This window comes from Pseudomonas sp. FW306-02-D09B, from assembly GCF_058782685.1.
On record NZ_JBYSXY010000004.1, the window covers coordinates 272479 to 284869 of the forward strand.

At 59.7% G+C, this 12391-nt stretch carries 12 protein-coding genes; 3 read left to right on the forward strand and 9 right to left on the reverse strand.

Annotated elements, in window-relative coordinates; all coding sequences use genetic code 11:
- Positions 1 to 102 precede the first annotated feature (102 nt).
- The 9 genes from thrC to ffh all read right to left on the reverse strand — a co-directional run bounded on the left by thrC (position 103) and on the right by ffh (position 8700).
- Positions 103 to 1512 (reverse strand): threonine synthase, encoded by a 1410-nt coding sequence (gene thrC / locus AC3WK5_RS09775; RefSeq protein WP_103319603.1) that lies wholly within the window; start codon positions 1510 to 1512, stop codon positions 103 to 105.
- Between the two features lie 66 nt (positions 1513 to 1578).
- A complete protein-coding gene (locus AC3WK5_RS09780; protein ID WP_054593847.1) occupies positions 1579 to 2883 on the reverse strand; it encodes a homoserine dehydrogenase in 1305 nt (434 codons plus the stop codon).
- Between the two features lie 136 nt (positions 2884 to 3019).
- Positions 3020 to 3751 carry a DsbC family protein gene (locus tag AC3WK5_RS09785; RefSeq protein WP_054593848.1) on the reverse strand — a complete coding sequence of 244 codons (732 nt, stop codon included), beginning with the start codon at positions 3749 to 3751 and terminating at the stop codon, positions 3020 to 3022.
- A gap of 333 nt (positions 3752 to 4084) precedes the next feature.
- Positions 4085 to 4981: a site-specific tyrosine recombinase XerD gene (xerD, locus tag AC3WK5_RS09790; RefSeq protein ID WP_054593849.1), complete on the reverse strand. Its 897-nt coding sequence runs from the start codon at positions 4979 to 4981 to the stop codon at positions 4085 to 4087.
- A 145-nt stretch (positions 4982 to 5126) separates the two neighbouring features.
- The gene (gene rplS, locus AC3WK5_RS09795; protein WP_054593850.1) at positions 5127 to 5477 is read right to left on the reverse strand and encodes a 50S ribosomal protein L19; all 351 of its coding nucleotides are present in this window, start codon (positions 5475 to 5477) and stop codon (positions 5127 to 5129) included.
- Positions 5478 to 5522: 45 nt separating this feature from the next.
- A complete protein-coding gene (trmD, locus tag AC3WK5_RS09800) occupies positions 5523 to 6275 on the reverse strand; it encodes a tRNA (guanosine(37)-N1)-methyltransferase TrmD (protein WP_019692017.1) in 753 nt (250 codons plus the stop codon).
- A 2-nt stretch (positions 6276 to 6277) separates the two neighbouring features.
- On the reverse strand, positions 6278 to 6817 hold the full coding sequence (gene rimM, locus AC3WK5_RS09805) for a ribosome maturation factor RimM (RefSeq protein ID WP_054593851.1): 540 nt from the start codon (positions 6815 to 6817) through the stop codon (positions 6278 to 6280).
- Positions 6818 to 6822: 5 nt separating this feature from the next.
- On the reverse strand, positions 6823 to 7074 hold the full coding sequence (gene rpsP, locus AC3WK5_RS09810) for a 30S ribosomal protein S16 (protein ID WP_003209587.1): 252 nt from the start codon (positions 7072 to 7074) through the stop codon (positions 6823 to 6825).
- 249 nt (positions 7075 to 7323) lie between these two features.
- Positions 7324 to 8700 carry a signal recognition particle protein gene (ffh, locus tag AC3WK5_RS09815; protein ID WP_019692014.1) on the reverse strand — a complete coding sequence of 459 codons (1377 nt, stop codon included), beginning with the start codon at positions 8698 to 8700 and terminating at the stop codon, positions 7324 to 7326.
- A 208-nt stretch (positions 8701 to 8908) separates the two neighbouring features.
- Between ffh and AC3WK5_RS09820 the strand changes: the two genes are divergently transcribed.
- The 3 genes from AC3WK5_RS09820 (at position 8909) to AC3WK5_RS09830 (ending at position 12387) form a co-directional block, all read left to right on the forward strand.
- Positions 8909 to 9721 (forward strand): cytochrome C assembly family protein, encoded by an 813-nt coding sequence (locus tag AC3WK5_RS09820; protein WP_054593852.1) that lies wholly within the window; start codon positions 8909 to 8911, stop codon positions 9719 to 9721.
- Positions 9722 to 9733: 12 nt separating this feature from the next.
- Positions 9734 to 10999: a transporter associated domain-containing protein gene (locus AC3WK5_RS09825; protein ID WP_103319606.1), complete on the forward strand. Its 1266-nt coding sequence runs from the start codon at positions 9734 to 9736 to the stop codon at positions 10997 to 10999.
- Positions 11000 to 11070: 71 nt separating this feature from the next.
- Positions 11071 to 12387, forward strand: coding sequence for an MFS transporter (locus AC3WK5_RS09830; protein WP_054593854.1), 1317 nt, complete (start codon positions 11071 to 11073; stop codon positions 12385 to 12387).
- Positions 12388 to 12391: the final 4 nt, after the last annotated feature.

The window sequence follows — 12391 nt, forward strand, 5'->3', positions numbered from 1 at the left end:
CCACTCACCCATCCTTGAGGGGCGAAACGACGACAAGTGTGCCATGCAGAAATGAGAAAGCCCGTCAGGAGACGGGCTTCAAAATGTGACAGGTAAATCCTGTCAGAGTGGCTTACCGCGGTTGCCATGCTGACTGACAAAGGCCTGCACGGCTTTCAGGTCGTTTGGCAAAACTGTGCAGCGCTCATCTCGCTCAAACAAATCAGAAAGATGGGCAGGCAGTTCAAGCGCTTTTCCTACGCCGGCTTTTTCGACGGCTTCAGGGAATTTGACCGGATGGGCCGTTCCCAGAATCACCATCGGAATATCCAGGCTACGACGGCACTCACGCGCAGCCTTGACGCCGATGGCGGTATGCGGATCAAGCAGCTCACCGGTTTGTTCGAAGACTTCAGCGATGGTCTCGCAGGTTTGCGCGTCATCCACGGCCAGCGAGTCGAACAGTTTGCGCGCTTCGGTCCAGCGCTCTTGCTCGACGCTGAAACCGCCACCTTGCTTGAAGGTGTCCATCAGGCCGGCAATCGCCGCACCATTGCGACCGTGCAGGTCGAACAGCAGGCGCTCGAAGTTCGACGAGACCATGATGTCCATCGATGGCGACAGTGTCGCGTGCAGGGTTTCCTTGACGTACTGGTTGCCGCTCATGAAGCGGTGCAGGATGTCGTTGCGGTTGGTGGCGACGATCAACTGGTTGATCGGCAGGCCCATGTTGCGTGCCAGGTAACCGGCGAAGATGTCGCCGAAGTTGCCGGTTGGCACCGAGAACGATACCGAGCGCGCCGGGCCGCCCAACTGCAGGGCTGCGTGGAAGTAGTAGACGATCTGGGCCATGATCCGCGCCCAGTTGATCGAGTTCACCGCCACCAGGCGCGTGCCTTTGAGGAAGCTCTGGTCGGCGAAGCTCGCCTTGACCATTTCCTGGCAGTCATCGAAGTTGCCTTCGATGGCGATGTTGTGGATGTTCTCGCCGAAGATCGTGGTCATCTGCCGACGCTGCACTTCGGACACGCGGTTGTGCGGGTGCAGGATGAAGATGTCGACGTTTTCGCAGTGCTTGCAGCCTTCGATGGCGGCCGAACCGGTATCGCCCGAAGTGGCGCCGACAATCACTACGCGCTCACCGCGTTTTTCCAGCACGTAGTCGAGCAGACGACCGAGCAATTGCAGGGCGAAGTCCTTGAACGCCAGGGTCGGGCCGTGAAACAGCTCCAGCACCCATTCGTTGCTGTTCAGCTGACGCAACGGTGCCACGGCGCTGTGAGAGAACACGCCGTACGTTTCTTCGAGGATTTTCTTGAAGTCGGCATCCGGAATGCTGCCGGTAACAAACGGGCGCATCACCCGGAAAGCCAGCTCGTGATACGGCAGGCCGGCCCAGGAAGCAATTTCCTCCTGGGTGAAACGTGGCAGGTTTTCCGGCACGTACAGGCCGCCGTCACTGGCCAGACCGGCCAGCAGCACGTCTTCGAAATTCAGGGCCGGTGCCTGGCCGCGGGTACTGATATAACGCATGACTGGCTCCACTATTCAGAGTTCGCAAACCCGGGCTCGCGCACGAGCCCGGTGAACAATAACGACTTAGTTCAGGTGCTCGACGCGGATCCGCACCACCGGACCGACCACGTCCGCCAGGGCCTCGAGGGCGGCGATCGCATCGTTCATGCGCTGTTCCTGCACACGGTGGGTCAGCAGGATCATTGGCACCAGGCCGTCGTGTTCTTCGACTTCCTTTTGCATGATCGATTCGATGTTGATACCACGCTGCGACAGAATGCTCGCGACCTGAGCCAGCACGCCCGGATGATCCTTGGCCTGGATGCGCAGGTAGTAAGCGCTTTCGCAGGCTTCGATCGGCAGGATCGGGTGGGCCGACAGCGAATCCGGCTGGAAAGCCAGGTGCGGTACGCGGTTTTCCGGGTCGCTGGTCATGGCGCGAACCACATCCACCAGGTCGGCGATGACCGACGAAGCGGTCGGTTCCATACCGGCGCCCGCACCGTAGAACAGGGTCGAACCGGCAGCGTCGCCGTTGACCATCACCGCGTTCATCACGCCGTTGACGTTGGCGATCAGGCGATCGGCCGGGATCAGCGTCGGGTGCACACGCAGTTCGATGCCGGCAGCGGTGCTACGCGCCACGCCCAGGTGCTTGATGCGATAGCCCAGCGCTTCGGCATAGTTCACGTCAGCGGTGGTCAGCTTGGTGATGCCTTCGGTGTAGGCCTTGTCGAATTGCAGCGGGATACCGAACGCGATGGACGCCAGGATCGTCAGCTTGTGCGCCGCATCGATGCCTTCAACGTCGAACGTCGGATCGGCTTCTGCGTAACCCAGCGCTTGCGCCTCGGCGAGCACATCTTCGAAAGTCCGGCCCTTCTCACGCATTTCGGTGAGGATGAAGTTGCCGGTGCCGTTGATGATCCCGGCGACCCAGTTGATGCGGTTGGCCGACAGGCCTTCACGAATCGCCTTGATCACCGGAATGCCGCCGGCTACCGCTGCCTCGAACGCCACGATCACGCCTTTCTCGCGGGCCTTGGCGAAAATTTCATTACCGTGAACGGCGATCAGTGCCTTGTTCGCGGTGACCACATGCTTGCCATTCTCGATGGCTTTGAGTACCAGCTCGCGGGCAACGGTATAGCCGCCCATCAGCTCTATAACGATGTCGATCTCAGGGTTCGTGGCCACTTCGAAGACATCGTTGGTAATCGCAATACCGGTCGTCTGGAACTGAGGCTTTGGCGTGCGCATGGCAATTTGTGCCACTTCGATTCCACGCCCGGCACGACGAGCAATTTCCTCGGCGTTGCGCTGAAGTACGTTGAAGGTACCGCCACCGACGGTCCCTAACCCACAGATGCCTACTTTGACCGGTTTCACTGTGAACTCCCCATAAAACGGCCGACTCAAGGCCGGCCGTGGAAAACAGCCGCACAGCGTGCGGCTCTCTATTAATGGAGCGTCGACTGCTGCCGCCGCTCCATGATCGTCAAAGGCTTACCGTGACGACGCAGGATTATTTCGCACTCAGCGCCAGTTTGGCGACTTGTGGTGCTGGCTGGTAGCCCGGAATCACTTGGCCATCGGCCAAAACGATAGCCGGTGTACCGTTCACGCCGATCGACTGGCCCAGGGCGAACTGCTTGGAAACCGGGTTGGCGCACTTGGCAGCCTTGATTTCCTTGCCATCGACCATTTTGTCCATCGCCGCTTTTTTGTCAGCAGAGCACCACACGGCTTGCAGTTGCTCATCACCCGGCGAGCCGAGGCCCTGGCGCGGGAAAGCAACATAACGCACTTCGATGCCCATTTTGTTCAATGCAGGCACTTCGGCGTGCAATTTGTGGCAGTACGGGCAGGTGGTGTCGGTGAATACGGTGATGTGGGTCTTGGTTTCGCCAATCGCCGGGTAAACCACGGTTTCAGCAACCGGAATGCCGTTGATCAGTTTGGAGATCCCCAGACGCTCGGCCTTCTCGGTCAGGTTGACCGGTTTGCCGTCCTTGAGCTGGAACACATAGCCCTGAACGATGTACTGGCCGTCGGCGCTCGCGTACAGCACGCGGCTACCCTTGAGTTTGACTTCATAGAGACCGGCCAGCGGACTGGCACTGATGGACTCGATCGGGGTGTCGAGCTGGAGGGTTTCCAGGCTTTTACGAATGGCTTTATCAGCCGCATCATCGGCGATGGCAAAGGTGCTGACCAACGCAATGGCTGCGGCGGCGAAAATCTGGGTCAGACGCATGAGAACTCCTGAAGGCGGGCAAATGGGTCGGCTAGAACACCGGTACTGAAACACCGGGTCATAACCGCCCATCGTGCAAACCCGCAAAGCCTACCACATAAGGCCCGCGTGGCCGAATGCGCCTGACGCAAGTCACTATGCGAAACCTGACTGACGACCATTGTGGCGAGGGGGCTTGCCCCCGTCGGCCGGTCCGCGCTCGGGCGCAGCAGTCGTAAACCGGCTGCTGCGGTTTGTCTGAATAACCGTAGCACTCAGTTTTGGGGCCGCTTCGCGACCCAACGGGGGCAAGCTCCCTCGCCACAAAAGGCGCCCTCAACCACCGGTGTTCCGCTAGCCGCGTGGGTGGTGTTTGGCGTGCAGGTCTTGCAAACGGGCACGCGCAACGTGGGTGTAGATCTGGGTGGTCGAGAGGTCGCTATGGCCGAGCAACATCTGCACCACCCGCAAATCGGCGCCGTGGTTGAGCAGATGTGTGGCGAAAGCGTGGCGCAAGGTGTGCGGCGACAGGGACTTGCCGATCCCGGCGACTTTGGCCTGATGCTTGATGCGATGCCAGAAGGTCTGGCGGGTCATCTGCTCGCCACGCAGGCTCGGAAACAGCACATCGCTGGGCCGTCCCCCCAACAACTCGCTACGCCCGTCACGCAGGTAGCGCTCGACCCAGACAATCGCCTCCTCGCCCATCGGCACCAGTCGCTCCTTGCTGCCCTTGCCCATGACGCGAAGTACGCCTTGGCGCAGATTGATCTGCTCCAGCGTCAGACTGATCAGCTCGGTAACCCGCAAGCCGCAGGCATACAGCACTTCCAGCATGGCGCGATCGCGCTGGCCGATCGCTTCGCTCAGGTCCGGTGCGGCGAGCAAGGCTTCCACATCCGCTTCCGACAACGACTTGGGCAATGGCCGGCCGAGTTGCGGCATGTCGACGCGCAATGTCGGGTCGACGGCAATCAGCTTTTCACGCAGCAAATAGCGATAGAACCCACGCACACCCGAAAGAAACCGCGCAGTAGACCGGGGCTTGTAGTTTTGCTCGAGGCGCCAGGACAGATGATCGAGGATCAGCTCGCGCCCGGCATTGAGCAGTTCCAGGCCCTTCTCCTGCAACCAGCCGTTGAACAGGGCCAGGTCGCTGCGATAGGCGTCACGGGTGTTATCGGACAGGCCCTTCTCCAACCACAGGGCGTCGAGAAACTGGTCTATCAGTGGGTGATCAATGGCAGGCATAAAGGCTCAAGCAAGACAGAAAACAACGAACAGTCTTTCATAGCACGACCGCTCGCGAAACCACTGCACTTTCAGGGAGAGGAATAAATGACGGGCAACAAAAAAGCAGCCCGTAGGCTGCTTTTTTCTGCATCGGAAGCTGGACTTAAACCAGTTTTTCCTTGATGCGAGCTGCTTTACCCGACAGGTCACGCAGGTAGTACAGCTTGGCTTTACGTACGTCACCGCGACGCTTGACAGCCATGCTGTCGATTTGCGGGCTGTAGGTCTGGAAAGTACGTTCTACGCCAACACCGTTAGAGATTTTACGAACAGTGAAAGCACTGTTCACACCACGGTTACGCTTGGCGATTACTACGCCTTCGAACGCTTGCAGACGCGAACGGTCGCCTTCCTTCACTTTCACCTGAACGACAATGGTGTCGCCCGGGGCAAAGGTAGGGATCTCTTTGGTCATCTGCTCTGCTTCGAGTGCAAGGATGATTTTGTTAGTCATGCTGTGCTCCTAAGGTAAATCGTCGGATCTACCATCGATACGTTGTTAACTATCGTCCCGCTCGCGGATGTATTCCTCGAGCAGCTTCTTCTCTTCTCCAGAAAGCGAGCGGCTTTCCAGAAGATCGGCGCGTCGTTCAAAGGTCCTACCAAGGGACTGCTGTAAACGCCAACGCCGGATATGCGCGTGATTGCCACTCAGCAACACGTCGGGAACACGCTGATCCGCATACACCTCAGGTCGGGTGTAGTGCGGGCAATCCAGCAAACCATCCGTAAAGGAATCTTCCTCGGCGGAGTCCGCATGCCCTAAAGCTCCAGGCAGCAGTCGTGTAACCGCATCGATCAGGACCATCGCCGGCAGCTCGCCGCCAGACAGTACATAGTCGCCAATCGACCACTCTTCATCGACATGAGCGTCAATAAAACGCTCGTCAATGCCTTCATAGCGGCCGGCAATCAGGATTAATGCTTCCTCATTCGCCAACTCGCGTACCGCCGACTGAGTCAGTTGACGGCCTTGGGGCGACAGGTAAATTACCTTCGCCGCCTCCCCGGCTGCTGCCTTGGCCTGAACCAGAGCATCTTCCAGGGGCTTGATCTTCATCACCATGCCCGGACCACCGCCAAATGGGCGATCATCCACAGTGTGATGTCGATCCGTTGTGTAGTCTCGCGGATTCCAACAGGTCAGCTGCAAGAGCCCCTGTTTCACCGCACGACTGGTGATGCCGTAGTCGCTGATGGCGGAAAACATCTCGGGAAACAAACTGATCACTTCGACGCGCAAGTTAGCCACGCTTAGAAGTCCGCGTCCCAATCCACCTTCATCTCGCCCGCTGCGAGGTCGACGGCCAACACGCATTGCTCCGTATAGGGCAACAGGCGTTCGCGATCATCCAGGCTGCCAGCGCAAGGCTTGACCACCATGACATCGTTCGAGCCAGTCTCCAGCAGGTGATCGATCTTCCCGAGCAATTGCCCGAGGTGGTCGATGACCTTCAGACCTTCCAGCTGGTACCAGTAGTACTCGCCGTCGGTCAGATCAGGAAACAGGTTACGCGGCACGCAGATTTCAAAACCGGCCAGAAGACGAGCTTCTTCGCGGTCATCGAGACCTTTGAGCTTTGTGACCAGAAACTTGCCGCCTTGTACGCGGCCGCTGACCAGCTCTACCTGCCGTACATCGCCTTCGCGCTTGAGCGTCCAGGTTTTGTAGTCCAACAGGTTTCCAATCGGATCAGTAAAGGAAAAGACCTTCACTTCGCCGCGAACGCCATGAATAGAATAAATCTTGCCGATAACGATCAAATCATCAGCGATTGCTGGCGTCGCGTTCATATCGCTCAGGCCGCAGCCTTAGAAGCGTCCTTCAGCAACTGAGCAACGCGCTCAGAAGGTTGTGCACCAACGCTCAGCCAGTAGGCTACGCGCTCTTGGTTCACGGACAGGCGGACTTCTTGACCACGAGCGATCGGGTTGAAGAAACCAACTTGTTCTTTGTGCGAACCGTCGCGTGGGTTGCGGCTGTCGGTCACGGTCAAGTGGTAAAACGGGCGCTTTTTGGAGCCGCCAAGGGCAAGACGGATTGTTAGCATGTGAACATAGTTCCTGTAGTCGGTGCTGCAAATCTAAATGCACAGCGGGCATAGGTGCCCGAAAGGCCGCATATTCTAAGGAATATCCGGACTTTTGCAAATGTCTTTTTCCGGCACCTGTCAGTGTGCCATCCAGATTTGCTATAGAGCCGTTGCGAACAACGGCGAGTCAGCTCCCGCCAATGCGGGCTTGCTGTGGGTCCCACGTCCGTGTGGGGCCGCGCCGACATGAATGCCGACGCGAATTCTTTACATTTTCGGCATGCCGCCGCCGGGCAACATACCGCCCATGCCGCGCATCATTTTGGCCATTCCGCCTTTGGCGGAGAACTTCTTCATCATCTTCTGCATCTGCTTGTGCTGCTTGATCAAGCGCCCGATGTCCTGCACCTGGGTGCCGGAACCCATGGCGATCCGACGCTTGCGCGAACCGCTGATCAGCTCAGGGTCGCGGCGCTCGGCCGGGGTCATGGAGTTGATGATGGCTTCCATCTGCTTGAATTGCTTCTCTGCCGCACCCTGGGCATTGCCCATTTGCGCCAGATTCACTCCGCCGATGTTCGGCAGTTTGTCCATGAGCCCGCCGAGGCCGCCCATGTTCTTCATCTGTTGCAACTGATCGCGGAAGTCTTCGAGGTCGAAGCCTTTGCCCTTCTTCAGCTTTTTGGCCAGTTTGTCGGCCTTGTCTTTGTCGAGGGTTGCTTCGGCCTGCTCGATCAGGCTGAGCACGTCGCCCATGCCGAGGATACGCGACGCAATACGCTCTGGATGGAACGGTTCGAGGGCTTCGGTCTTCTCGCCCATACCGATGAACTTGATCGGCTTGCCGGTGATCGCACGCACCGACAGCGCGGCACCGCCACGGGCGTCACCGTCGACCTTGGTCAGGATCACACCGGTCAGCGGCAGCGCGTCGCCAAAGGCCTTGGCCGTGATGGCGGCGTCCTGGCCGGTCATGGCGTCGACCACGAACAGCGTTTCGACCGGTTTGATCGCCGCGTGCAGGGCCTTGATCTCGCCCATCATCTCTTCGTCGATGTGCAGGCGACCGGCGGTATCGACGATGACCACGTCGATGAATTTCAGTCTGGCTTCTTTAATAGCCGCTTCGGCGATGTCGACCGGCTTCTGGCTCAGGTCGGACGGGAAGAACGTCACGCCGATGTCGTTGGCCAGGGTTTCCAGCTGCTTGATCGCGGCCGGGCGGTAAACGTCCGCCGACACCACCATGACCGACTTCTTCTTGCGCTCTTTAAGGAAGCGCGCCAGTTTGCCAGCGGTGGTGGTTTTACCGGCACCTTGCAGACCGGCCATCAAAATGACGGCAGGCGGCACGGCGCTCAGGTTCAAATCTTCGTTGGCCGCGCCCATCAGGCTTTCGAGTTCGGCCTGGACGATCTTCACGAAGGCCTGGCCCGGCGTCAGGCTGCGCGACACCTCGGTGCCGACAGCGCGCTCCTTGACCGAGTTGACGAAGTCTTTGACCACCGGCAAGGCGACGTCGGCTTCGAGCAACGCCATACGCACTTCGCGCAGGGTGTCTTTGATATTGTCCTCGGTCAGCTTGGCCTTGCCGGTGACATGGCGCAGCGTCTGCGAGAGACGGTCGGTTAAGTTTTCAAACATGCGCGATCCTTTCAGGCCCTATGGAGACCGAGGTAATGGCGGCCCAGACCGTGAAAAACATGTGCTCGGCGAGCCTGCGGCGTGGGCAGGTCGCGGATTATAGCGAAGACTGCGTCTGGCGCACACCCGCCGTCTGGTTGAGTGGTCTTTCGTGTCATGTCGGTTGTATGCCAAACTCAGCCTCTTTCGGGCTTGCCTAACAGGATTTATGCTCCCTTTGTCACCCAGTTTGCTCAGCACCCTCGCCGCCGCCTGCTTATACGCCGCTGCGACTCTCTATCAAGGCACTCGTCTGGCCCAAGGCGCCAAGGCGAACAAACGCCTGCTGGTCTCGCTCGGCATCCTTGCCGTGCTGGCCCACAGCGCGAGCCTCCTCACCCACCTGATGATGCCGACTGGCCTGGGCCTGGACTTTTTCAGTGCCGCCAGCCTGATCGCCGCGGCCGTTATCGCGCTGACACTGCTGGCCTGCTCACGGATCCCGGTGGAAAACCTGCTGGTGTTGTTGTTCCCGCTGGGGATGACCACGGTGCTGCTGGCGCAGTTCGCGCCTTCGGGCACGGTGCAGGTGATCGACGAAGAACCGGGGATTCTGGCGCATATCCTGCTGTCGATCCTCGCCTACGGCATGTTCACCATCGCGGTGTTCCAGGCCTTGCTGCTGTTGGTCCAGGACCACCAGCTCAAGCACAAGCACCCGTCCGGGCTGATCAAGAACTTCCCGCCGCTGCAAACCATGGAAAGCCTGCTGTTCGGTTTCCTCTGGGCCGGCTGGACCCTGCTGTCACTGTCGCTGATCTCCGGCTGGCTGTTCGTCGAAAACCTGTTCGCCCAGCATCTGGTGCACAAAACCCTGCTGGCATGCCTGGCCTGGATCGTGTTCAGCGTGTTGCTGTGGGGCCGCAATCGTCTTGGCTGGCGCGGCCACAAGGCCATTCGCTGGACCCTCGCCGGTTTCTGCCTGCTGATGCTGGCCTATTTCGGCAGCAAGCTGGTCCGCGAATTCATCCTGCACATCTGACGGGCGCTCGTTATGGATAACCTGCCCATAGGGCCGCTGCTCGCCGTGCTAGCCCTGCTGATCTTGTGGTCAGGGCTGTTCACCGCCATCGAAGCCGCACAGCAACATCTATTGACCCAGCGGACCGCCTCGCGCTCTGGCGACAAGCCGGTGGCGAAACTCAACTTCCCGCTCAACAGCCTGATCTTCTGCAATACCCTGTGCCGCGCACTGGTGGTAGTCATCAGCACGCTGCTGGCGATTTTCGGCTGGGCTGAAAAAGGCCCATGGCTCGCCTGCCTGAGCGCCACTGCTGCGTTACTGGTATTTGCCGATTACCTGCCACGCACCCTTGCCAGCCGTTATCCGGACGCCATTCTGGCGCTGGGCAACACCCTGCTCGGCGTGCCGCTGAAAATAATTTACCCGGCCGCCTGGCTGCTCGGCGGCATCAGCCAATTGCTGCTCAAGCCGTTCGCACGCAAGATCAAGGTCGTCCAGCAAAGCGAAGACGAACCACCGGCCCCACAGAACGACGGCACCGACCACGAACACCCGGCCTGCCGCCCACACGCGCTGTCGGGCATTCATGCGCTGGATAACATCACCGTCAACGACATCCTGGTGCCGCGCAGCGAAGTCGACGGGATCAATCTGGACGACTCGATCGAGGAAATCATCGAACAGCTGCGCGCTAACAAACGCACGCGCCTGCCGGTGTTTCACAGTGATATCAACCAGGTCGAAGCGGTGCTCAATACCCGGCAGATCCGCCATTTGCTGCCCGACGCCAGCCTGACCAAAGACGCCTTGCTGGCGGCGTGCCACGAACCTTACTTCGTCCCGGAAAGCACCCCGCTGCAACTGCAATTGCTGAACTTTCACAAGCAGCAGCGCCGCTTGGGCATGGTGGTCGACGAATACGGTGAAGTAGAAGGCATCGTCACCCTGGAAGACATTCTCGAAGAAATCGTCGGCGAATTCGAAAGCCAGCACAGCCTCGACAACCCGCACATTCACCCGCAGGCCGACGGCCGGTTGGTGATCGAGGGCGCGGCCTCGATTCGTGAGCTGAACAAGAGTCTTGGCTGGCACCTGCCGAGCGACGGCCCGAAAACCCTCAACGGGCTGGTCACCGAAGCGCTGGAAACCATTCCAGACAGCGCGGTGTGCCTGAAAATCGGGCGGTATCGCCTGGAAATCCTCGAAACCGAAGACAACCGCGTCAGCCGGGTCTTGATCTGGCACGTAGCCGCTGGCGAGGCCACAAGCCTGCGCTCGATGGCAAAACCGCTGTAGAACCCACATCCCTGGGTGTTCGACCATAATAATTCGCTCCACAGGAGCACTTGACTGTCAGGGATTACCGCATGACTACCAGCACCACTTACAGCGACGCCGTGCCTGCCCAACCGACGAACTCCACCACGCGGGTCGCAACGGCCAGTTTCATTGGCACCGCCATCGAGTTCTACGACTTCTACGTCTACGCCACCGCCGCCGCACTGGTGATCGGCCCGGTGTTCTTTCCGCAGACCTCTGGCACCGCCCAGATGCTTTCGGCCTTCCTGACCTTCGGTATCGCGTTCCTGGCCCGCCCTTTAGGCTCGGCGCTGTTCGGCCACTTCGGCGACCGTATCGGGCGCAAATCCACCCTGGTCGCTTCCTTGTTGCTGATGGGCGTGTGCACCACGCTGATCGGCGTGCTGCCGGGTTACGAGAGCATTGGCGCCTGGGCACCGATCCTGCTTTGCGTGTTGCGCTTCGGCCAGGGCCTTGGGCTGGGCGGCGAATGGGGCGGTGCAGCATTGCTCGCCACCGAAAACGCACCAAAGGGCAAACGCGCCTGGTTCGGCATGTTCCCGCAACTCGGCCCGTCTATCGGTTTTCTTGCGGCGAACGGGCTGTTCCTGACCCTGGCGATGACCCTGAACGACGAGCAGTTTCGCTCCTGGGGCTGGCGGATTCCGTTCCTGCTCAGCGCCGTGCTGGTGATGGTCGGCCTGTACGTGCGCCTGAAACTGCATGAAACACCGGTCTTCGCCAACGCGATGGCGCGTCAGGAACGGGTGAAGATCCCGCTGGTCGAGCTGTTCAGCCAATACTGGGCGCCGATGCTGTTGGGTGCGGCGGCGATGGTGGTCTGCTACGCGCTGTTTTACATCTCGACGGTGTTTTCCCTGAGTTACGGTGTTTCGACCCTGGGTTACAGCCGCGAAACCTTTCTCGGCCTGCTGTGCTTCGCCGTGCTGTTCATGGCTGCAGCCACACCACTGTCGGCCTGGGCCAGTGACCGTTTCGGGCGCAAACCGGTGCTGATCATCGGTGGCGTGCTGGCAATTCTCTCGGGCTTCACCATGGAACCGCTGCTGACCCACGGCACGACCTGGGGCGTGGCGCTGTTCCTGTGCATCGAGCTGTTTCTGATGGGCGTGACGTTCGCCCCGATGGGCGCGCTGCTGCCAGAGCTGTTCCCCACCCGCGTGCGTTATACCGGCGCGTCGGCGGCCTACAACCTGGGTGGCATTGTTGGCGCTTCGGCAGCACCGTTCTTCGCACAGAAGCTGGTGGCAATGGGCGGTTTGAGCTGGGTTGGCGGGTATGTGTCAGCAGCAGCGGTGATCAGCTTGATCGCGGTGCTGTGCCTGAAAGAGACGCGGCATAACGACCTGAATCAGGTTGCCTGAAGTA